Here is a 22175-nt window from a genome sequence, read left to right on the forward strand (position 1 = left end):
GTGACCGCGGCCCTGCTGGCGAACCTGCTGTACAGCGGCGGGTTCGTGCTGGAGAAGCGGGCGCTGGGGCGGATGCCGGAGGTGTCGGTGCGGCGTCCGGCGCGGCTGCTGCGGCAGGTGCTGGGCAGCCCGCTGTGGATCGCCGGGGCACTGGCGCTCGCGGCGGGGTTCGGGGCCCAGCTCGTGGTCTACCGGACCCTGCCGATCGCCGCCGCGCAGGGCATCTTCGTGTCCGGCCTCGTCCTGCTGGTGCTGCTGTCGGCGCGGCTGCTGCAGGAGGAGACCAGCGGGCGCGAGCGGTACGCGCTGGCCGCGATCCTCGCCGCGCTGCTGATGGTGGTGCTGTCGCTGGACGAGGGCTCGGAGACCGTGGGCCGCTCCGCGCCCTACCCGCTGGTGCTGCTGGTGTGCGTGCCGTCGCTGGCGGGCGGGGTGTGGCTGTACCGCTCCGCCGAGCGCCGGGCCGCGCGCCGGCACCGGATGCCGACCGCGGGCGTGGAGTACGGCGTGGCGGTCGGCCTGCTCTACGGGGTGAGCTCGCTGGCCATCAAGGGCGTGTCCGGCTATCTGTCGGCGAGTGCGCCGGGCCAGGCGGTCGCGGGCGTGCTGCGCTCCCCGTACCCGTATCTGCTGCTGCTGACCGGCGCGTTCGGGCTCGTCATGTCGCAGGCGGCGCTGCAGCGCTGCCGGGCGTCGCTGATCGTGCCGGTGTGCACGACCGTGACGTCCCTGTACACGGCCGTCCTCGGCTCCCTGTCCTTCGGCGAGGCCCTGCCCAACGACCCGCTGCGGCTCGCCCTGCGGCTGTCCGGCATCTGCCTCGCCGTGAGCGTGCTGCTGTCCATGCCCAAGCACGACACCCCTCCCCGACCGCACCTCGGCGCCAAGGAGTTGACCCCACCGTGAAGCCCGACGACCCGCTGCTGAAGATCCTCGCCTGTCCGCTCGACAAGGGCCCGCTGCACCTGCTGCCGGCCGGTGAGGCGTTGTACAACCCGCGGCTGCGGCGCCGCTATCCGATCGTGGACGGCATCCCGCAGCTGCTGCCGGCCTCCGGGGAGCAGGTGCCGGAGGACGAGCACGCGGAGCTGCTGCCGCAGCTGACGGACGCGGACCCGACGGCGCCGGGGGCGGTGACGTGACCGCGGCCGGGCAGCCCGCCGGGAGGGGACCGGCCCGGCAGACGCCGGTCGCGCGCCCCACCCTGGCCGCCAGGCTGGTGCCGCACCTCCCGCCGCGGCTGGTCGGGGCCGTCGCGCGGGCGGTGTACCCGCGGTTCGAGCCGGAGCTGGCGCGTCTCGACGACTTCTGTCCGGCCGGCTGCGGCACGGCGGTGGACGTCGGCGGCTGGTACGGCCCCTGGACACGCCGGCTGTCCCGGCCGGCCCGCCGGGTGGTGACCGTGGAGCCGGTGCCGCACCTGGCGCGGCTGCTGGCGGCGACGGTCCCGGCGAACGTCCGGGTGATCCAGGCCGCCGCCGGCGACCGCCCCGGCACGGCCCGGCTGTGGCTGCCGCCGGGCGACACCGGCGACCGGGGCGTGTCCTCGCTGGTACGGCGGGACATCCACGCCCGCGCCCTGCCCGTACGGGTGGTGGCGCTGGACGACTTAGGGCTGCGCGAGGTCGGCTTCATCAAGGTCGACGTGGACGGCAGCGAGCTGGCGGTGCTGCGCGGTGCGACCGCGCTGCTGACCCGCGACCGCCCGGCCCTGCTCGTGGAACTGGAGTCCCGGATCCAGCCGGTCACCCCGGTGGTGACGTATCTGCGGCTGCTCGGCTACGACGGCTGGGTGATGCCGTCGGACCGCTGGGTGACGCTGGAGTCCTTCCCGCTGGAGCACCACCAGGCCCGCACCGCCCATGTCGCCTCCCACGGCCTGCTGCGCCGCGTCCTGCCGCTGGGCCACCGGCCGCGGTACGTCAACTCGGTGCTGTTCCTGCCGGACGGCCGCCGTCCGGGGCGGGCCGGGGTGCGCGACGATGGGACGCATGCCGTCAGCTGAACCGTTCGGCCCTCTGGACCTCCAGCTGGTGCTGCTGCGCCGCATGGCCGACCACAATCCGGACCTGGTGGAGGACGCCCGCCGCGCGCTGGGCGTCCCGCTCGCGCGGATGCGGGAGGCCAACAAGCGCTGGCAGGCGATGGTCAGATCTCCGCGCGCCCGATCCTCCGCCGCCCGTTACCGCCAGATCCTCGGCAGCCCCGAGTCCACGACCCCCCGCCGCATCGGCGACCTGGACTGCGAGGCCCGGCTCTGGCCCCTCCCCCTCTGGCCCGATCTGCGCTTGGAGGTGCTGCTGGCCCCGAACGGGGCGGTGTGGAACGAGTGGCTGGTCCGCGCGCCCGGAGCACAGGGACCGGCGCTGCACACCCTGGAGGACCTGACCCCTTGGTCCTGCACGGTCGACGAGGCCGCCCGCGCCTTCGCCCCGGCCCGCCCCCTGGAGGGCACCGCCCCCACCCGCTGGGGCCTCGCCTTCACCGCCCCCGACGCGAGCGGCGTACGCCATGAGGTGGTCGCCGAGTTCACGTGGGGGCTGTTGCAGCGGACGGCGGTCAGACGGCCGGAGCGGCGGTGAGGATCGCGCGGACCACGTGCGGCACCGAATCCGGGTGCAGCCCCAGGAACAGGTTCGGCTCGACCAGCTCCAGCTCCATCAGCCGGGGCTCGCCGTCCTCGCCGTCGACCAGGTCGACGCGGGCGTAGAGCAGCTCGGGCGCGCCCGGCACGGCGGCCAACGCCTTCTCCGCGACCGCGAGTTCGGCCGGCGTGGGCTGCCAGGCGGTCAGTCCGGGGTGCGGCTGCTTGTCCGCGTCATAGGGCGTGCCGGGCGCGAGGACGGCACGCTTGCGGCTGGCGTGCAGCAGCCGGCCGCCGAAGAACTGCAGCGCCCGCTCGCCTGCGGTGTCGATGCCGCGCATGTACGGCTGCACCATCGCGGTCAGTCCCTCGGCGTGCATGCGCTCCACATGCCGTACGGCGGTGGTGTGCTCGCCGGGGGTGTAGCGGGCGGCGAAGCGGGCGCCGGCGCCGGAGGTCGGCTTGACGACGTACTCGTGGCCGTCGGGGAGGGCGACCGGGTCGCCGGGGGCGAGATAGGCGGTCGGGACGGTGGGCACGCCGGCGTCGGCGAGCTGTCCGAGGTAGCGCTTGTCGGCGTTCCAGCGCACGACGTCCACCGGGTTGGCGAGCCGGGTCAGCTTGCCGCAGCGCTCCAGCCACGCGGTGAACTCCTCGGCCCGCCAGCTGTAGTCCCAGGTGGAGCGGATCACGGCGAGGTCGTAGGAGGCCCAGTCGGCGCGGGGGTCGTCCCAGTGCTCGGCGTACGCCTCGGCGCCGGCCGCGGTCAGCTCGCGCAGCAGCACGGGCAGATCGGCGTCCTTGCTCGGTTCCGGCCGGGGGTCGTAGGTGACGAGCGCTATTCGGGGCACGGCGGGCGACCTCTCCTCGGGTGACGGTACGGGCTCGGGGCAGGCTAACCGGCCGGGCCGCAACCGCGGCACGCCGTTTGACCTTCCCCTTCGGTGAAGCCCCAGCATCGGTGGCGGAACGGACGAGGACGGACGGGGTCGTGGTGCTGTGCACGAGACGGATCTGCTGACGATCGGTGCCTTCGCGAAGGCGAGCCGGCTGTCGCCGAAGGCGCTGCGGCTGTACGACGACCTGGAGCTGCTGCGCCCGGCGCGGGTGGACCCGGACACCGGGTACCGCTACTACGCGCTCGGACAGTTGCGGCGGGCCCGGCTCGTGGCGTGGCTAAGGCGGCTGGGGATGCCGCTGGCGCTGATCCGCGAGGTCTGCGACCTCGCCTCGCGCGATCCGGGGGCCGCGGCCGCCGAGATCCGCGCCCACTGGGCGCGCGTGGAGGCCGAGACGGCCGTACGGCGGGACCTGGCCGCGTTCCTCGTCGATCATTTGTCGACCCCTGCACGGGAGGACACCGTCATGCTGGAACTGCGTTACGCCGCCCACTCCGACCGGGGCCTGGTGCGCCCCGCCAACCAGGACGCCGCCTACGCGGGGCGCCGCCTCCTGGCCGTGGCCGACGGCTACGGCCCCGGCGGCGGGAGTGCGAGCGACGCCGCCGTACGGGCCCTGGCGGCGCTGGACACGCCCGAGGCGCCGTCCGGCAGTGTCCTCGACCTGCTGGAGGACGCGGTCCGCGAGGCGAACCGTGCGGTACGGGAGACCGCGGGGCCGCGGGAGACGGGGCCGGAGGGCACCGGCACCACCCTCACGGCGATGCTCTGGACGGGCTCCGCCCTGGCCCTGGCCCACATCGGCGACTCCCGCGCCTACGTCCTGCGCGACGGCGCCCTCTTCCGCATCACCCACGACCACACGGTGGTCCAGTCCCTCCTGGACGAGGGCCGCCTCATCGAGGAGGAGGCGGAGTCCCACCCCCAGCGCTTCCTCCTGCTGAAGTCCCTGTCGTCCGGCCCGGAACCGCTGCCCGACCTCCGCCTCCACGAGGCCCGCCCCGGCGACCGCTACCTCCTGTGCTCCGACGGCCTGTCCACCACCGTCCCCGACGACCGCATCCGCCACCTCCTGACCGCCTCTCCCGGCCCCGCCGAAGCGGCCCGCGCCCTGACCGAGGCGGCGAACCGGGCAGGCGGCCCGGACAACGTCAGCTGCGTGGTGGCGGACGTGGTGGAGGCCACCGCCTGACCGGGGCAGGATCGGCGGCATGTCCCTCTCCGGAACAGCCGCGCACACCACCGCCGGTCCGCTGCCCCCGCTGGTCGCCCGCGCCCTCGCCGCCGCCCGCGCCCACGGCTTCCCGTACTCCTGCCGCCCCGAACAGGGCCGTCTGCTGCACGCCCTGGCGGGCGGGGCGCGGGGGGTGATCGGGGAGACCGGGACCGGCCTCGGCGTCGGGCTGGCCTGGCTCGCCTCGGGCGCGGGCGAGGGGGTGCGGCTGGTGAGCGTGGAGCGCGATCCGCAGCGGGCCCGCGCGGCCGCCGCCGTCTTCGCGGACCGGCCCGATGTCCGGGTGCTCCACGGCGACTGGCGGCGCATCGAGAAGTACGGCCCGTTCGACCTGCTCGTTCTGGACGGCGGCGGCCAGGGCAAGGCGCCCGGTGACCCGCCCGCCGACGTGGGCCGGCTCCTCACGCCGGGCGGCACGGTCGTCGTGGACGACTTCACCCCGGCCACCGCCTGGCCGCCGCTGCACGACGGCCGCCCGGACCAGGCCCGACTGCACTGGCTGACCCACCCGGCGCTGGACGCCGTCGAGCTGCGGCTCGCGTGCGATCTGGGGGTCGTGGTGGGCAGACGGCGGCTGGTGGAGGGTGTTCGGTGACCGGTGTCACGGCTGGGGTCCGGGGCGGGGCGAGGTGGGTGGGGTAGGACGGGGGGTGTCGTCCCCGACGGTTCCCGACGTCAAGGAGTGCCCCGCGTGAACTCACTCTTTCCCGCGCTCGCCCATGGTCCGGGGGAGCGTGAAGCGCTCCGGTTCGGGGAGCGGTCGCTGACGTACGCCGGGCTCGCGGCGGCGGCCGGTGGGGTCGCGGCGCGGGTGGCCGGGGCCGGGCGGGTCGCGGTGTGGGCGACGCCGGAGCTGGAGACGGCGGTGGGGGCGGTGGGGGTGCTGCTCGCCGGGCTGCCGCTGGTGCCGCTGAACCCGAGGTCGGGCGCGCAGGAGCTGGCGCACATCCTGGCCGACAGCCGCCCGGACGTCGTCCTCGCCGCGCCGGGCGCCGACCTGCCCGCGGTGCCGGCGCGGGTGGAGCGCGTGGACGTCGGCCCCTCCCGGCCGGGCCCCCGGCCCGAGGCCGCCGTGGGCGACGACGCCCCCGCCCTGATCGTCTACACCTCCGGCACCACGGGCCCGCCCAAGGGCGCCGTCCTGCCGCGCCGGGCCGTGGCCTCGACGCTGGACGCGCTGGCGGACGCCTGGCGGTGGACGGACGCCGATGTGCTGGTGCACGGACTCCCCCTGTTCCATGTGCACGGGCTGGTGCTGGGCGTCCTCGGCCCGCTGCGGCGCGGCGGGAACGTGCGCCATCTGGGCCGGTTCTCCCCGGAGGGCGTGGCACGGGAGCTGGCCTCCGGGGCGACCATGCTGTTCGGCGTGCCGACCATGTACCACCGCATCGCGCAGGCGCTTCCCGGCGACCGGGAGCTGGCCGAGGCGCTGGCGGGCGCCCGGCTGCTGGTGTCGGGGTCGGCCGCGCTGCCGGTGCACGACCACGAGCGGATCGCCGCCGCGACCGGGCGCCGGGTGATCGAGCGGTACGGCATGACGGAGACGCTCATGAACACCAGCGTCCGCGCCGACGGCGAGGCCCGCGCCGGAACGGTCGGCGTGCCGCTGCCGGGGGTGGAGCTGCGGCTGGTGGAGGAGGACGGCTCCGAGCTCACGGCGTACGACGGGGAGAGCGTCGGCGAGATCCAGGTGCGCGGCCCGAACCTGTTCACCGAGTACCTCAACCGCCCCGACGCCACCGCCGCCGCCTTCACCGCCGACGGCTTCTTCCGCACCGGCGACATGGCGGTGCGCGAACCCGACGGCTCCGTCCGGATCGTCGGCCGCAAGGCCACCGACCTCATCAAGAGCGGCGGTTACAAGATCGGGGCGGGTGAGATCGAGAACGCGCTGCTCGACCATCCGGGGGTACGGGAGGCCGCCGTCACCGGGGAGCCCGATCCGGATCTCGGGGAGCGGATCGTCGCCTGGGTGGTGCCCTCCGACCCGCACGCGCCGCCCACGCTCGACGAGTTGGCCGACCATGTCGCACGCCGCCTCGCCCCGCACAAGCGGCCCCGCGTCGTCCGGCACCTCGACGCCCTGCCGCGCAACGACATGGGCAAGATCATGAAGCGGGCGCTGTCCTCATGACCGAGCGGAACCGGAGGAACGAGACGACCGGGAACACCGAGGCCGGCGGGAACACCGGGAGCGCCGGGAAGACCGAGGCCACCGGGAACACCGAGAGCACCGGGAGGACCGACCCGCCCGGCAGGACCGACCCGCCGGGCGGCACCGAGACTGCCGGCAGGCCCGAGCCGACCGCGCCCGCCGCCCGCCTCACCGCCCGCCAGGCCATCGCCCTGGTCGCCGACGAGGGCAGCTTCACCGAACTCCCGCCGCCCGCCCGCACCCCCGCCCCCGACGGTCCGCTGTCCTGGCAGGGCTACGACGCCGCGCGCGCCCGCGCCGCCGAGCGCACCGGCGAGCCGGAGTCCGTGGTCTGCGGCACCGCCCGCGTCGAGGGAACGCAAGCCGTGCTGATCTCCTTCGAGTTCGGCTTCCTGGGCGGCTCGCTGGGCGAGAGCACCGGCGACCGCCTGGCGGCGGCCCACGCGCACGCCCGCGCACACCGCCTGCCGGTCGTGCCGTTGATCGCCACGGGCGGCAGCCGCATGCAGGAGGGCATGGTCGCGCTGACCCAGCTCCAGCGCGTGGCCCGCCAGTCGGTGCTCACCCGTGAGGCCGGGCTCCCCCAGATCGCGGTCCTGCGCGATCCGACGACCGGCGGCGGCTGGGCCACGCTGGGCGCGGGCGCCGACGTGATCCTCGCGCTGTCCGGCGCCCAGGTGGGCTTCGCCGGTTCCCGGGTGCGTCCGGCGGACGCCGACCCGGCCGCGTACACCGCCGAGGCGCAGGTCGCGGCGGGCGCCGCCGACGCGGTCGTACGGCCGCGGGAGCTGCGCGGGACGCTGGGCCGCTGGCTGCGCCTGCTGACGGCGCCCTCGGACGAGCCCGCTCCCCCGCCGCGGCCGCTCGGGGCGCTTGAGCTGCCGCGCGACGGCCGGGACGCGGTCCGCCGCGCCCGCGCCCCCGAACGCCCCCGCGCCCAGGCGTACTTGGACGCCTACTTCACCGACCGGGTGGCGGTCGTCGGCGACCGCTGCGGCGGCACGGACCCCGGCGTGCTGTGCGGGTTCGGCACGCACGACGGCCGTACGGTCGCCTACGCCGCCCAGTGCGGCACGCCCACCCGCCCGGCCGGGTACCGCACGGCGACCCGGCTGATCCGGCTCGCGGACCGGCTGGGCATCCCCGTGCTGACGCTGGTGGACACTCCGGGCGCCGCGAACGACGCCGACGCCGAGCGGCAGGGGGCGGGCGCGGCGATCGCGGAGCTGTTCGCCGCGGTGGCGGGCGCGCGGACGCCGGTGACGACCCTGGTGATCGGCGAGGGCGGCTCGGGCGGTGCGCTGGCGCTGGCCGCGCCCGGCAACACCTGGGCCACGCCGGACAGCTACTTCTCCGTCATCGCCCCGGAGCTCGCCGCCGCGATCCTCAAGCGCCCGCCGGACCAGATCGAGGCGACGGCGGACCAACTGCGCCTGCGCCCCCAGGACTTGGCGGCGCTGGGGCTGATCCGAACAGGGGATCAGTTGTTCCCTGGAACAGGTGATCGTCACCCCTGAGGGTCAATCGGGGCCCACGGGACGGGAGATACTCACTGTGCGCAAGTGACGGGCTGCAGACCGTAGTTGACGCGCAGGTCCCACATCTCAGCAGATCCGCAAGGAGTAGCACGATCATGAACCTTCTCACCGACGTCCTCGCCGGCCTCGTCCACTTCATCGGCTGGCTGGTCTGAGCATCGTCCGAGAACGCACGGCGGCGCCGCCTCCCCGTCCCAGGGAGGCGGCGCCGTCCGCGTTCAGCGCACGCCCGCGGCCCGGATGATCTCCTGCGTCACGGAGCCGCCCCGGTCGTCGCGCGCGCAGGCCCGCAGGGACACGTACGCGGCGTCCGCCGGCACGTCGAGCACCCCGCGCCAGGAGCGGTCCAGGTCCACCGCCCGCCAGGTCTCCCCGTCGTCGTACGACACCTCCAGCGAGCCCCCGCCGATGCTCCCGGTGCCCTCGGCCCCCGCGACGTACTCCGCGCCGATCCCGACGCGCACCCGCCGCCCGCCGGGCACGTCGCCCGCGAGGTCGGTGTCCAGGTCGAAGGCGAGGTTGATCAGCGGCAGCACGGTCTCCCGGTCCTCGGGCGTGGCCGCCGACCGGAACGTCCACTCGGCGCGCCCCCGGACGGCGAGCTCCCAGCGCCCGGCGTCCAGCGCGGTGTCGGTGACGACCTCGTAGGTGCGCTCGTCGGCGGGCGCCTCCCAGAGATACGCGGTGGATCCCCGCCCCCGGTCGACGAGTTCGCCATCCAGGTACAGCGCCGTGGACTGGGACATCCCGCTCTCCTCGCTCCACACGTCACCGAAGCCGGTGTGGTCGGGCCCGGAGTCGCCCCAGCCGGGCGTGTTGAACCGCATCTGCCCACCGCGCCGCGTCTGCCCCCAGCCCAGCCCGGTCCCGAGCCACGGATGCCACACCGGCCGGAACCACGCCAGCTCCCGGTGCGTGCCGCCCCGGTACCGGACCAGTCCGCCGCGCTGCTCCAGCGCCCCGTCCGCCATGGTCACCGACTCGTGCCAGCGCTGCCCCGGACCGGTGGAGACGATGTCGGTCCGCTCGCCCGGCAGCCCGACGCGCTCCAGGAACCCGAGCCCGATGGGGAAGGCGTCGGTGATCGAGTACCGGAACTCGCCGCCGTCCCCCGGCCGCACGGCGTGGAACCGGGTGTCCAGCACGGCCAGTTCCTCCTCGCCGGGCCGGTAGGTGAGGTCGCGGTCGGGGATCGCCTCCCGGTGCCCCTGCGCGAGGTCGTACACGTACGGCGTGTCGCGCGTGCCGGTCATGTCGACGGTTGCGGCCGCGCGCAGCCGGGCCGCGTCGGCGGTGTCGACGGTGGCGATCTGCAGGGGCCGGTCGGTGCCGTCGTCGGCGCCCCACCAGGCGTTCAGCCGTCCGGGCCGGTCGTCGGTGACGAACAGCGCCCGCACGCCCGCCTCCTGGGCGGCCCGGGCGAGCGCCGCCGGCTCGGTGCCGTCGGTGAGGCGGACCAGCGCCGCCCTGCCCCGCGCCCCGCCGAACGACCCGTCCCCCGCGTCCACCAGGGGCAGCCTGCTGCGTCCCTCGATCAGCGTGCCGCCGGGCTGCACGACCGCGTCCCGCACGCCCCGCACCTGAAGCAGCGGCCGGCCCAGCCGCCACACGGTCCGGAACTCGAACAGCCCTTGGGCGACGGGCGAGGTGGGCGCGGCGAAGACGCTGTCGTACGCCAGCGGCACCATGACCGCGCCGAACAGCTCGGAGCCGTGCGCCTCACGGACGTACTCCATCACCAGCTGCCGCCGCTCGGTCCGCCGGTCCACCTCGGCCCGCAGCTCCCGCAGCCGCCGCCCGTCCAGGGTGACCTCGCGGTCGCGGTCCAGGACGACCTCGGGCGCGGCGAGGAAGCCGAGGCCCAGCGAGTCGGCGCCCCGGCTGCCGCGCACGTCGAGGAAGGAGGTGAGGCTGTAGGTGCCCGGTCCCAGCCGCAGCCGGAGGGTGCCGGACGCGCCGACGCGGGCCGGGAACGGGTCGGTGCCCTCGGCGAGTTGCTGCACCACCAGGTCGGCGGCGGCGGCGTTGCCCGCACGGTCCTTGACGTGCACGGTGAGGGTGTGGCGCTCGTCCTCCTTGACCAGGCCGAACGCGGTGCGGGCGAGGGGGGTGCCGTCGTCCGCGACGGCCACGATCCGGCCGCCGGTGGTGCCGACCGGGGCCTTCGCCGCGTCACCGGTGACGGTGGTGGAGGCGGTGCCGTGCGCGGGCACGGTCAGGACGGTGTCGGCGAGCACCGCGACCTCGCTGGTGGCGGAGAGCGTCAACCGCACGTCGGCGGCGGTGGAGTTGGTGTACGTGATGGTCCTGGTGACCGGCTCGTTCGTGTCGTACGGCCAGCGGTGGAAGCCGAGGTCCACACTGCCGGTGGCCGTCAGGGGCGCCTTGAGCGCGTCCGGCACGCTCACCCGCCCCGCGCCCAGCTCGTAGACGGACGCCTCCAGCGGCTTCGCCGTGGACATCAGGGCGTCCTTGAGGCGGGCGCCGCTCCAGTCGGGGTGCCGCTCGGCGAGCAGCGCGGCCACGCCCGCGACATGCGGGGTCGCCATCGACGTCCCGCTCATGGAGGTGTACGGGCCGCTGCCGGAGGTGAGCCCGGAGCGGGCGGCGAGGATGCCGACGCCGGGAGCGGCGAGGTCGGGCTTGAGGGCGTTGTCGCCGTGGCGCGGGCCCGCGCTGGTGAAGTAGGCGGCCCGGTCGGCGGAGTCGACGGCACCCACGGTCAGGGCGGCGTCGGCGGCGCCGGGCGAGCCGATGGACGAGGGAGCGCCGGTGTTCCCCGCCGCGACCACGAAGAGGGCGCCGGTCTCCGCCGAGAGGGCGTTCACGGCCCGTGCCATGGGGTCGGTGCCGTCGCTCGGCTCGGTGGAGCCCAGGCTCATGGACACGATGTCGGCGCCCGCCTCGCGGGCGGCCCACTCCATCCCGGCGATGATCTGCGACTCGCTGCCGCTGCCCTGGTCGCCGAGCACCTTGCCGACGACCAGCTCGGCACCGGGCGCCACGCCCTTCTCGGCGCCGTCGGAGGCGGCACCGCTGCCGCCGACGGTGGAGGCGACGTGGGTGCCGTGCCCGTTGCGGTCGGCGACCTCCTCGCCCTCGACGAAGCTGCGGGACGCGGTGATCCGCCCGGCGAGGTCGGGGTGGCCGGCGTCGACGCCGGTGTCCAGGACGGCGACGGTGACGCCCTTGCCGGTGAGCCCGGCGTCCCACGCGGCGCGGGTGCCGATCTGGGCATTGCTTTCGGCCATGTCGGCGCGGACCCGTCCGTCGAGCCACACCTCGTCGAGACCGCCCTGCCGGGTGAACGCCCGCCAGAACTCCCGCCCCCTCTCCGCCTCCACGGCCGCCCCGCGCACACTGGGCAGCACCCGCGTCCGCTCGGCGCCACGCGGCACGGCGGCCCGCGCGCCCCTGTCGTAGGTCACGATCAGCGGCAGCCGCCCGGCCCGGTCGTCGGTGAGCCCCTGGCGGATCAGCCCGCTGACGTCGAACAGCCGCTCGTCCAGCGTGCCCGCGCGCAGATACGGCAGTGCCTCGTCCGGTACGACGGTGATGCGGCCGTTCACCGTCTGGGTGCGCACGGCGCCGGTCGCGCCGTCGGGCCGCCGCACGGTCACCGTCCGGTTGCCGCCGCCGATGTCGGTGACGGTCACCCGGTCGCCGGTGACGAGGGTGACGTGCTGTGCGCTGTGCGGGGCGGCCGGGGCGGCCGGGGGTTCGCCCCGCGCCCCCGCGTCCGCCGTCGGCAGCAGCAGCGTGAGCGCGATACCGGCCGCCGTGGCGGTGGCCGCGCGCCCGACTGGTCCTGTGGTCATCCCCACCTCTCTCGGTCGAGTGGTGGCAGCAGTGTGGGGGGCCGGGTGGGGCGCGGGAGCCGGCCGGGACGTGGCGGATCGTCGGTGTGGCGGGTTTCCGCCACCGCGCGCGTGCGGCCGGTGGGGACGGCGGGACAACGCCAAGTTCTCTCCGCAACAATGGAGTTCGACGAGGTCACGCACAACACGGGGGAGCAGGCGGCGCCATGGACGACCTGGTGGAGTTCAAGACCGAGGACGGCGCGCTGATCGTGGTGGAGGCCGCCGACGGCGACGGGTCGGGCGCCCGGCTGGTGTCACGCGGCGACGGACCGGCGCAGGCGGCCCGCACCTTCGAGGGAGCCCTGGGCGGCGTGCGGGCGGCGGCGGAGTCCGCGCTGCGCGTGTTCCGCGACGGCTCGCTGCGGCCGGACGCGGTGGAGCTGGAGTTCGGGGTGAAGCTGAGCGCGGAGACGGGCGCGGTCATCGCCAAGGGCGCGGCGGAGGGCCATCTGATCGTGCGGCTCAGCTGGTCACCGGGCCGGGCGGAGCGGACGGAACAGGCGGGCCCGGCGGGCCAGACGGACCAGGCGGACCAGGCGGGCCAGACGGACCAGGCGGACCAGGCGGGCCAGACGGACCAGGCGGACCAGGCGGGCCAGGCGGACCGGGCTGACGGGCGCGTATGAGCAAGGTCGCCTGGTACGCCCGGATCGAGTGCGGCAGGGAGGTCGGCGCCGGCTTCCTGGTGTCCCCGCGCCGCGTCCTGACCTGCGCCCATGTGGTGCGGCACAGCGACACGTCGGCGGTCACCGTGACCTTCCCGGGCAGCCGGGACCTCGGCCGCCTCTCCGCGTCGGTCGCCGTGCACGGCGGCTGGCAGGGCGGAGCCGCCGACCCGGGCGATCTCGCCGTACTGGAACTGGACCGCGAAGTGCCGCTCGCCCCGGCCGAGTTCGCCCCGCCCGGCGCCGAACAGGGCTCCGAGCTGGTCGCGTACGGCTTCCCCAAGGGCTACGACGAGGGCATGCTCGCGGTCTACCGCGCCCTGCCCGGACCGCTGATCTCCGACGAGTGGATGCAGCTGGAGGCGCTGAGCGCGCACGGGCAGCCGCTGGAGGCGGGGTTCAGCGGGGCCGCGGTGACCCTCGCCGACGGCAGCGTGGTCGGGATGGTGTCGGCGGTGGCGGGCGGCCGGGGCGTGCGGGTCGGCCGGATGCTGCCGACGCACGTCATGGCCCGCTACTGGGACGGGCTCGGCGAACTGGTGCCGACCGACGGGCACGCGGCCGAGACGCGCCGCCGGCTGTACGCGCTGGTGCGCCGCGCCGGGTGCGGCAGCGGGCCGCGGCCCGACCCGGACCGGCTGTACGTCGACGCGGTGGGCCCGTTCGGGCCGCCGCTGCCGCCCGGCGGGTTCTCCTCGCTGGAGCACGCGGCGAGGTATGTGCAGTGGGAGGTGCCGGAGCCGGAGGCGATGTCCCGGTTCGCCGACCGGCTGGCGGAGCTGCTGGACGGTCCGCCGGAGCCCTCCGGCGGGGAGGCCGGCTGGGCGCCGATCGTCGTCGAGATCGAGCACAGCGGCGCCGGTGCCGACCAGGTCACCGTGGAGGTGTCCGCCTACCGCGACGGCCACCGCCGCCCGGTGGGCGCGCGCCGGCTGCCGCGCAGCGGGGTGCGCGCCTATGTGCAGGAGCGCATCGACGAGGCGTTCACCCAGCTCGCGCCGGACGCCGAGGAGCTGATCACCTTCGTCCTGCCCCGCGAGTGGCTGAACGAGCCGGTCGCCCGCTGGGAGTGCAGCCCCGACGACCCGACGCCGCTGGGCTGCGCGTACCCGCTGGTCGTCGCCGACCGCTCGCGGCACCGCAGCGGCCGGCTGCGCCACCAGCTCGCCAAGAAGTGGCAGAAGCTGGACGCGGGCACCACGGCCCTGCACCGCGTCGACTGCGGCACCGCCGAGCGCCCGCCGAGCCTGCGCAAGCGGCTGCGCGAGCTGGAGGCGGGCCTGACCGCGTACGCCGCCCCGCCGACCGCCGTACGGGAGCAGTTCGAGGTCGCCGTCAATGTGCCCGTGCCGGTGCTGCTGTGGCCGCGCACCGGCTGCCCGGGCACCGCGCACACCGGCCCCTGCGCGGGCAGCGCCTTCCTCGACGAGCTCACCGAGTCCGTCACCGGGGTGCCGCCCGCGGAGCTGCCCCGCCATGTCCTGACCCTGCGCGAGACCGCGGAGGCCGCCGAGGAGCCCGGCCGGCACTGGGCCCACGACATCCAGCTGCTGTGGGACGACCCGCGCTGCTTCCCGGAGCCGGCCGCCTGTCTGCACTCGCCCGTCGCCTGACCCCGCCACCCGCCCCCGACAGCACAAGCCCCCGGAGAAAGAACCCCCATGTCCCTGTGGCCCGTCTACACCGGTACGAGCGAGCCGCACGACGGCATCACCGAGCTGCCCGACCCGCCGCCGTGGCGTGCCTTCGACGGCGGCCCGGTGCTGAAGGCTCCCGCCGACGGCGACGACGCCGGCGCGAGCTCCCCGGACCGCACCCACCGCGCGGAGACCTACAAGGCGACCGCGCAGACCGTCCAGCTCGTCAACGCCGCCCTCTATCTGCGCCGCCCGCTGCTGGTCACCGGCCCGCCCGGCACCGGCAAGTCCTCGCTGGCGTACGCGGTGGCCCGCGAGCTGCGCCTGGGTCCGGTGCTGCGCTGGAACATCACCAGCCGCAGCACCCTGAACGACGGCCTCTACCAGTACGACCCGCTCTCCCGCCTGTACGCCGCCCGGCAGTCCCCGGACCTGTCCGGCGAGGCGGGCATCGAGAACCATCTGCGCCTGGGCCCGCTCGGCACCGCGCTGCTGCCCTACGCCCGTCCGCGCGCCCTGCTCATCGACGAGATCGACAAGAGCGACCTGGATCTGCCCAACGACCTGCTGCACGTCCTGGAGGAGGGCCAGTACGAGATCCCGGAACTGGTGCGCGCCGCCCGGCACACGCCGGTCGCCGAGGTGCTGGCGGACGGCACGGACGAGCGGGTGCCGGTGTCGCGGGGCCGGGTGCGCTGCCGTGCGTTCCCCTTCGTCGTGCTCACCAGCAACGGCGAGCGGGAGTTCCCGCCCGCGTTCCTGCGCCGCTGCGTCACGCTGCGGCTGTCCCAGCCCGACGACCGGCACCTCGCCGACATCGTCCGCGCCCACCTCGGCGAGCCCGACGAGCACGGCCGGCGCCTGATCGAACGCTTCCTGTCCCGCGTGGGCGGCGGCGACCTGGCCACCGACCAGCTGCTCAACGCCATCTACCTGGCCCGCGCCTCCGAACTGGGCGCGGAGTCCGTCGACGAACTGGCCGCGCAGCTGATGCCGTACCTCGGACAGGGCCCGCAGGCCGATGCCTTCTGACGTCTCCGGATCCCCTGGGCGGCCGGCCCACGGGGTGGTGCCTGCCGGCTCCTGCGGCCCTCGGGAGCCGCTGGCCCGCCTGGCCGACGTGCTGGCCGAGGCGAGCGGTTCCGGCGTCCGTCCGTCGCCGCGCGAGCTGGCGGAACTGCTGTGGCTGGCGGGGCGGATGCCGGACGGGGAGGCGCGGGACCCCCAGCAGGCGCCGGGCGCACCGGACGCGAAGGACACGGACGCGCCCGGACGGACGCGGGACGCGGTCGGCACGGCCACGCCGGACGAGGTGCCGCGGCAGCGCCCCGAGGCGCCCGCCGGGACACCCCCGCCCCCGCCGCGCGCCCCGCTCCACCTCCCGGCCCCGGCCCCGTCGCCGTCCGCCTCCGACCCCGCCCCCCACGCCGCGGCACCCCGGCACGCCTCCCTCCGCGCGCCCGTCCCCCCGATGCTGCGCCACCCCCTCGGCCTCCAGCGCGCCCTGCGCCCCCTCAAACGCGGGGCGGACGCGCCGACCGGCCACGAGCTGGACGAACGGGCGACCGCCGAGCGCATCGCCCGCCTGGGCGCGACCCCGCAGGGATGGCTGCCCGTCCTGCGCCCGGCACGGGAGCGCTGGCTGCGGCTGCACCTGGTCCACGACACCGGTCCGACGATGCCGGTCTGGCGCCCCCTGGTCGCCGAACTGCACACCGCTCTCGCCCAGTCCGGTGTCTTCCGTACGGTCACGCTGCATCGCGCCGGCCCCGACGGCACGGTCCGCGGCCACGCCGCGCGCGGCCCCGCCGACGGCCGTACGGTCACCCTGCTGGTCAGCGACTGCATGGGCCCGCAGTGGCGCAAGGGGCCGGCGGCCGACGGCTGGTACGACACCCTGCGCCACTGGGCCCGCCGGATGCCGGTCGCCCTGGTCCAGCCCCTGCCCGAACACCTGTGGCGCGACACGGCGTTGCCGACGACGGCGGGCCGGCTGTCGTCCCCGTATCCCGCGGCACCCACGGCGGCGCTCACCTTCACCCCGTACGACGAGGAACGGGACGGCGAGGCCGGCATCCCGCTGCCCGTCCTCGAACCCGAACCGGCCTGGCTGGCCAACTGGGCGTCGCTGATCGCGTCCCCGGGCGGCACCGCCCACCCGGCGGCGGTCGCCCGGCTGGGCGCCGCCCCGCCGGCCCCGGACGGTCTGACGGATCTCACCCACCTCTCCCCCGAGGAGCTGGTCCTGCGCTTTCGCGCCAAGGCTTCCCCGGAGGCGTTCCGCCTGGCCGGCCATGTGGCCCTCGGTCGCCCCCACCTCCCCGTGATGCGTCTGGTCCAGGCGGCCCTCGAACCCGACCCGCGCCCCCAGCACCTCGCCGAGCTGATCCTCAGCGGCCTGCTCACCGCCGTCGTGGGCCCGCCCGGCTCGTACGCCTTCCGCCCCGGCGTGCAGGAGCTGCTGCTGCGGGCCGTCCCCCGTACGGACCGCCTGCGTACGACCGACCTCCTGGAGCGCGTGGGCGCCCTCATCGACAGCCGGGCCGGGAGGGCGCGGGGCGAGTTCACCGCCTCGACGCCCGCGGCGGGCGGCACGCGGACCCCGGCGGACGGGGAGGCGTTCGCGACGGTCAGCGAGGAGAGTGTGCGGCGGCTGACGGGGACGGAGCACCTGGACGGCGTACGGCTGTACGACCTCCTGGAACCGAACGGCCACCGCCTGCCGCCGCCCGTGCTGGTGTCGGTGGGCGCGCAGCTCGCCCGCGCGGTCAGGGCGGCGCATGACGCGGGCACCGCGTACAACGGGCTGGACCCGTACCGGGTCGTGCTGCTGCCGGACGGGCGCGTGGAGCTCACCGTCGCGCCGCAACCCACGGACGCCGCCGCGCGCGAGCAGGATCTGTGGACGCTGGGGCAGATGCTGTGGTGGCCGGCCGAGCATCTCCCGCGCCCGTTGCGGACGACGTACGAGCGGACGCTGAACCGGCTGTCGCGGGGCGAGACACCGGCTCTGGACGAGCTCATGGATCCGGCCCTGGCGCGGGCGGCCCGCGAGGCGTACCCGCAGCGCGGCTACCAGGTGCTGCGTCCCCTGCGTATCCACCGCGACCGCCGTCATCCGCTTCCCGGACTCCCTCCCGCCGTCCGCGCGCTGCTCGCCATGCTGCTGCTGAGGCACGGCCGCTATGTGACTCCCGAGGAACTCCGAGCGGGCATGTGGGACCCGGCCGACGAACCGCGCGACCCCCTGGACGCCGTCACCAGGGCCGCGGACTTCCTCCGGTCGCTCCTCAGCCCGCACGCGGCCGTGGCCACGGGCACCGCCGGCTTCGCCCTGCACACCAGCGCGGACCACGTGGACCTCGTCCACTGCGAGGACCTGGCCCGGCGGGCGGAACGGGCGCGGCGGGACGGCGACCTCGCCGCGGCCCGCGGGCTGCTCGACGAGGCCCTGGACCTGTGGGACACCGGCACCCCGCTCCCGGACGTCCCCGGCCCCGCCGCCCGCGCCGCCCGCGAGCGCCTGCTGCGGCTGTGGGACGACCTGCTGCGCACCCGCGCCGCACTGGGCGGCAGCCCCCGCCCCGCCCCCTCCCTCGTCATCGCCGCCGACACCCTCACCGGCCGCCCCGAGGCCCGTATCGCCCTGGAGAACGCCGTCCACGAGACCCTCGCGCGTGGCGCGCTCACCCCGCAGCACTACGAGGTGACGGTCCGGCAGGACGGATACGCCGTCCGCACCGCCCCCGACGCGGACCTGCTGCCCGTGCTGGTCGCCGCCCTGCGCACCCTGCCCGAGGCCATGGCGGGGCTGCGGGAGGCGCCGTCCCTGACGGTGACGTTCCAGGACGCGCCGGAACCCCCGGTGGGGGCGCCGTTCCGGATCGCCGTACCGCCGCGGCTGTACGGGAAGTTCGCCGCCAGCTCGGCCGCCCAGAGCCCGCAGCGGTTCCGGCCGCTGTACGGCGAGGCGGGCTCGGGGCCGCTGTCCTGGTACTGCCTGCTGAGGGAATCCGGGGCGCCGCTGACGCCGGCGCGGGACCTGCTGAGCGGGCCCCACATCGTGCGCGACCCGCGCACGCTCGCCGTCCCCGACCCCGGCCTGGCCGCGCTCGTCCAGGCGCCGCCCGACGCCCCCCTCGCCCCGCTCGACCCGGTTCAGCGGCGGACCACGACGTACTACGAGGTCGATCTCACCCCGCAGTCGGCGACACTGCCGCTGACCCTGCCCAGCTCCGGCAAGGACGGCTTCACGGCCGATGCCGAGCTGTCCTGGCACGTGTGCGATCCGGTGGCGTTCGTGCACGGGGGTCCGGCCCGGATCCTGCCGCGGCTGCTGGTCCTGCTGAAGGAGACCGCCGGCCGGGTCAGCCGCCGTCACGCGCCCCGCCATGCCGCGGGTGCCGAGCGCGCGGTGAACGCGGCGCTGCGGGAGTGGTCGGTGCCGGGGCTCGCCGTCAGCTGCTCGGTGCGGCTGGCTCCCGCCTGGGCGCCCGCCCCGCCGAGGCCGGCCGCCGCGCCGCGCACGCTGCGGGAGCTGCTGACCGACGCGCAGACGGTGCTGTTCGGCTTCGACGGCCCGCTGACGCGGCTGTTCACGGCGCAGGGCGCCCGCGAGGCGGCGCTGCACCTGCTCGGGCTCGTGGCCGAACTCCGCGACCCCGAGGACGCGTTGGCCGGCCGGCCGCTGGGCGTCGAGTCGCCGCGCGAGGGGTTCCCGCACCCGCTGGACGTGCTGCGCGCGTTCGCCCACGACCCGCTCGGCCCGCTGCTGCGCGCCCGCCTCGACGAGCTGGAGCTGCGGGCCGTGCCCGACGCGCCCGCCACCCACCGGTCGGCCACGCTGGCCCGCACCCTCCACCACACGGGCCGCCGGGTCGCGGTCGTCACGGACGTGTGCGAGCAGGCCGTCCGCCGCTGTCTGGCCCCCTACGACCTTCCTCTGGCCGGCCTCCACGGCCGCACCGACGACCTGACCCGCCTCATGCCCGACCCGTCGTGCCTGCTGCGCGCCCTGGAGGCCGCGGGCCGCCCGGCCGCCACCGGCCTGCTGATCACCTCCTCCCCGGCGGAGGTGACCGCGGCCCGCCGGATCGGCGTGCCGTGCGTGGGGCTGGCCCGCAACCCCACGGCCGAGCAGCGCCTGCGCGAGACGGGCTGTGACGTCACGGTGTCGTCGCTGAACCCGCTCCTGAACGTGGCCCGCAGCCTGTGAACCAGCTTCCTTACGCATTCCTTACATCGGACATATCGGGCAAATCAACCATTCAGCCGCGCCCCACCCGGCGCATCCCAGAAGGCGCCCGCCCCCAGGCCCCCCGCACGATGCGTGTACGGCCCGCCGGCCCGGCGGCCCCACCGCGAGGACCGCCCCCCTGGGGCGGCCTCCACGGTCTGCGCTCTCGGGAGGACCTGCCAATGACCGCCAGTCTGGAGCAGCTGCGCCGCTGCCACTTCGCCGTCGACCTCGGCGCGGCGCGGACGCGGGTGTACGTCAAGGGCGCCGGGCTCGTCGTCGACCAGCCCTCCGCCGCCGCCGTCAACACCCGCACCGGCGCACTGATCGCGGTCGGCGAGTTCGCGGAGAAGATGACGGGCCGCACCCCGCACTACATCCGGGTCGTCCGCCCGGTCTCCGGCGGCACGGTCGTCGACATCGAGATGGCCCAGCGGATGCTGCGCCACCTGCTCGGCGACAAGATCCGCCGCTCGCTGCGCCGCAAGCCCCGGCTGCGCGCGGCCGCCTGCACCCCGCACGACGCCGACCCGCTCGCCCAGCGGGCCACCATCGAGACCCTCGTCGGCCTCGGCGCCCGCCGCGTCGAACTGGTCGACACCCTCATCGCCACCGCCGTCGGCTGCGGACTGCCCGTCGAGCGGCCCGAGGCGACGATGGTCCTGGACTGCGGCGCCGCCGCCACCCAGGTCGCCGTTCTCTCCCTCGGCTCGATCGTCACCGCCGAACGCATCCCGGTCGGCGGCGAGGCCGTGGACCACGCGATCGTGCAGCACCTGCGCCACGAGCACGAACTGATGCTGCCCAGCCAGTCCGTACGGCCCCTGCAGCTCGCCCTGTCCGGCAACGGCCTGACCCCGCACGGCCCGGCCTCCACCGAGATCCACGGCCGCGACGTCGCGACGGGCCTCGCCCGCAGCGTCCAGGTGGACACGGCAGCCGTCCGCGACGCCATCCAGACCCCGCTGACCGCCGTCCTGGACGGCATCGGCAAGGTCCTCCGCGACTGCCCGCCCGACCTGGTCGCCGACCTCGCCGACCGAGGCATCATGATGGTCGGCGGCAGCGCCCTCCTCCCCGGCCTCGACCAGATGCTCCGCCAGGCCACCGGCATGCCGGTACACATCGCCGAACGCCCCGACGTCTGCGCCGTCCAGGGCCTCGGCGCGATGCTGGAGGGCAGGATCCAGCCCCTGGAACTGGCACCGACGGCCGACTGACACATCGGGGCGGGCCGGCCGACGCCGGCCCGCCCCGTGTGCGGATCACTGCGGGCTGAGCAGTGAGCCGAAGGTGTAGGTGCCCGCCGGCAGGTAGCGCTTCGGAGCGTTGAGGTACGCCGAGGCCGAGCCGTACCTGCTGAGCCGGGACGTCTGTACGTAGGAGTCGGTCGCGGCGGCCATGCAGTCCTCCCAGGTATAGGTGCCCGCGGCCAGATAGATCTCGCGAGACGCCGTGCCGCCGATCCCGTCGATGTACGAGATCCACTTGTAGGTGTCGGAGGCCAGGTAGATCGTCCGCGAGGTGCACGCGGGGGCGTCGCTCGACTGCGGGTTGCCGTTCAGCCACACGCTCCGCTCGTTGTACGCCGCGTCCGCGGCGGTCGCCGCGTTCCCCGACAGGGCCACGACCGCCGTCGCCGCGGCCGCCACAGCCGCGAACTTCCCGAGCGTCTTGGGCATGGGATGTCTCCTTCGATCGGTTGACGAGGACGCCCACACTAACCACATCTTTCACTTTATTGAAGATCCTTTCGCCAACTCCTGGCTGGCATCGTGGCTACCCTTCGCTTGATTCACATATATGTGCTGTCGCGAGAGGGTCTGCACAGCAGACGGGATAATGCCCGCACGACCGCAGGCACGAGAGGTGAGCCATCGTGAGCGAGACCGACGGGCAGCGGCTGGCCGCCCGCCTCGAGTACCTCTTCGAGCATGTACAGCCACTGGGCAGGCGCCACACGCTCCAGGAGGTGGTCGACGGCATCAAGGCGGAGGACGAGGCGGGAGGCGTCTCCCTCTCGGTGGGCCGGTTGTCGATGCTGCTGAACGGCAAGGCACCCAACCCCACCATCGGCACCCTGCGCGCGCTCGCCGCCTTCTTCGGAGTGCCGGTGGGCTACTTCGTCGACGACGCCGTCGCCGACCGGACCATGGCCCAGCTCGCCCTCGTCACGGCCATGCGCACCAACGACGTGAAAGCGGTCGCCCTGCGCGCGGCAGCCGTGGCCACGCTCAGCGCCCGCGGCCTCGACGTGGTGCGCGGCCTCGTGGAACAGGCCGCCGACCAGCCACGACAGCGCGACGCCGGGGAGCCCTGACAGCTGCCGGGCTATGATCGCGGCACGTCGTCGAGGGGGTCGGGGGA

At 75.5% G+C, this 22175-nt stretch carries 17 protein-coding genes; 14 read left to right on the top strand and 3 right to left on the bottom strand.

Going from position 1 to position 22175, the window contains the following annotated elements; genetic code table 11:
* The 4 genes from ACSU6M_RS10895 to ACSU6M_RS10910 all read left to right on the top strand — a co-directional run bounded on the left by ACSU6M_RS10895 (window position 1) and on the right by ACSU6M_RS10910 (window position 2582).
* Window positions 1–906 (top strand): DMT family transporter, encoded by a 906-nt coding sequence (locus tag ACSU6M_RS10895; RefSeq protein WP_437075098.1) that lies wholly within the window; start codon window positions 1–3, stop codon window positions 904–906.
* Complete coding sequence (locus tag ACSU6M_RS10900; RefSeq protein WP_437069112.1) at window positions 903–1142, top strand: Trm112 family protein; 240 nt, start codon at window positions 903–905, stop codon at window positions 1140–1142. The genes ACSU6M_RS10895 and ACSU6M_RS10900 overlap by 4 nt, the downstream gene beginning before the upstream one ends.
* A 74-nt stretch (window positions 1143–1216) precedes the next feature.
* Window positions 1217–2005 carry an FkbM family methyltransferase gene (locus ACSU6M_RS10905; RefSeq protein WP_437075100.1) on the top strand — a complete coding sequence of 263 codons (789 nt, stop codon included), beginning with the start codon at window positions 1217–1219 and terminating at the stop codon, window positions 2003–2005.
* A complete protein-coding gene (locus ACSU6M_RS10910) occupies window positions 1983–2582 on the top strand; it encodes a hypothetical protein (protein WP_437069114.1) in 600 nt (199 codons plus the stop codon). The genes ACSU6M_RS10905 and ACSU6M_RS10910 overlap by 23 nt, the downstream gene beginning before the upstream one ends.
* Here ACSU6M_RS10910 and ACSU6M_RS10915 read toward each other — a convergent pair.
* The gene (locus ACSU6M_RS10915; RefSeq protein ID WP_437069116.1) at window positions 2560–3435 is read right to left on the bottom strand and encodes an ATP-grasp domain-containing protein; all 876 of its coding nucleotides are present in this window, start codon (window positions 3433–3435) and stop codon (window positions 2560–2562) included. The two genes, ACSU6M_RS10910 and ACSU6M_RS10915, sit on opposite strands and share 23 nt — an antisense overlap.
* A gap of 148 nt (window positions 3436–3583) precedes the next feature.
* Between ACSU6M_RS10915 and ACSU6M_RS10920 the strand changes: the two genes are divergently transcribed.
* The 4 genes from ACSU6M_RS10920 to ACSU6M_RS10935 all read left to right on the top strand — a co-directional run bounded on the left by ACSU6M_RS10920 (window position 3584) and on the right by ACSU6M_RS10935 (window position 8389).
* Window positions 3584–4675: a protein phosphatase 2C domain-containing protein gene (locus ACSU6M_RS10920; protein WP_437069118.1), complete on the top strand. Its 1092-nt coding sequence runs from the start codon at window positions 3584–3586 to the stop codon at window positions 4673–4675.
* Window positions 4676–4694: 19 nt separating this feature from the next.
* A complete protein-coding gene (locus ACSU6M_RS10925; protein WP_437069120.1) occupies window positions 4695–5312 on the top strand; it encodes an O-methyltransferase in 618 nt (205 codons plus the stop codon).
* A gap of 96 nt (window positions 5313–5408) precedes the next feature.
* On the top strand, window positions 5409–6851 hold the full coding sequence (locus ACSU6M_RS10930) for an acyl-CoA synthetase (RefSeq protein ID WP_437069121.1): 1443 nt from the start codon (window positions 5409–5411) through the stop codon (window positions 6849–6851).
* Window positions 6848–8389 carry a carboxyl transferase domain-containing protein gene (locus tag ACSU6M_RS10935; RefSeq protein ID WP_437069123.1) on the top strand — a complete coding sequence of 514 codons (1542 nt, stop codon included), beginning with the start codon at window positions 6848–6850 and terminating at the stop codon, window positions 8387–8389. Before ACSU6M_RS10930 ends, ACSU6M_RS10935 begins: the two co-directional genes overlap by 4 nt.
* 239 nt (window positions 8390–8628) lie before the next feature.
* On the opposite strand, the gene ACSU6M_RS10940 is transcribed toward ACSU6M_RS10935, so the two are convergent.
* The gene (locus ACSU6M_RS10940; protein ID WP_437069125.1) at window positions 8629–12228 is read right to left on the bottom strand and encodes a S8 family serine peptidase; all 3600 of its coding nucleotides are present in this window, start codon (window positions 12226–12228) and stop codon (window positions 8629–8631) included.
* A gap of 206 nt (window positions 12229–12434) precedes the next feature.
* Here ACSU6M_RS10940 and ACSU6M_RS10945 point away from each other — a divergent pair, with 206 nt between their 5' ends.
* From ACSU6M_RS10945 to ACSU6M_RS10965, 5 genes are all read left to right on the top strand, one after another.
* Entirely contained in the window at window positions 12435–12896 is a 462-nt protein-coding gene (locus ACSU6M_RS10945; protein WP_437069127.1) for a CU044_2847 family protein, read from the top strand.
* A complete protein-coding gene (locus tag ACSU6M_RS10950) occupies window positions 12893–14548 on the top strand; it encodes a trypsin-like peptidase domain-containing protein (protein WP_437069129.1) in 1656 nt (551 codons plus the stop codon). Before ACSU6M_RS10945 ends, ACSU6M_RS10950 begins: the two co-directional genes overlap by 4 nt.
* A 48-nt stretch (window positions 14549–14596) precedes the next feature.
* Window positions 14597–15604, top strand: a complete 1008-nt coding sequence (locus ACSU6M_RS10955) for an AAA family ATPase (RefSeq protein ID WP_437069131.1) — start codon at window positions 14597–14599, stop codon at window positions 15602–15604.
* 37 nt (window positions 15605–15641) lie between these two features.
* A complete protein-coding gene (locus tag ACSU6M_RS10960) occupies window positions 15642–19787 on the top strand; it encodes an SAV_2336 N-terminal domain-related protein (RefSeq protein ID WP_437069133.1) in 4146 nt (1381 codons plus the stop codon).
* 203 nt (window positions 19788–19990) lie between these two features.
* Window positions 19991–21028, top strand: a complete 1038-nt coding sequence (locus ACSU6M_RS10965; protein WP_437069134.1) for a rod shape-determining protein — start codon at window positions 19991–19993, stop codon at window positions 21026–21028.
* Window positions 21029–21073: 45 nt separating this feature from the next.
* On the opposite strand, the gene ACSU6M_RS10970 is transcribed toward ACSU6M_RS10965, so the two are convergent.
* Window positions 21074–21490: a hypothetical protein gene (locus tag ACSU6M_RS10970; protein ID WP_437069135.1), complete on the bottom strand. Its 417-nt coding sequence runs from the start codon at window positions 21488–21490 to the stop codon at window positions 21074–21076.
* Window positions 21491–21687: 197 nt separating this feature from the next.
* Between ACSU6M_RS10970 and ACSU6M_RS10975 the strand changes: the two genes are divergently transcribed.
* Window positions 21688–22128 carry a helix-turn-helix domain-containing protein gene (locus ACSU6M_RS10975; protein ID WP_437069137.1) on the top strand — a complete coding sequence of 147 codons (441 nt, stop codon included), beginning with the start codon at window positions 21688–21690 and terminating at the stop codon, window positions 22126–22128.
* Window positions 22129–22175 lie beyond the last annotated feature (47 nt).

The organism is Streptomyces sp. enrichment culture, from assembly GCF_964272895.1.
In the GTDB taxonomy this organism is placed as follows: Bacteria; Actinomycetota; Actinomycetes; order Streptomycetales; family Streptomycetaceae; genus Streptomyces.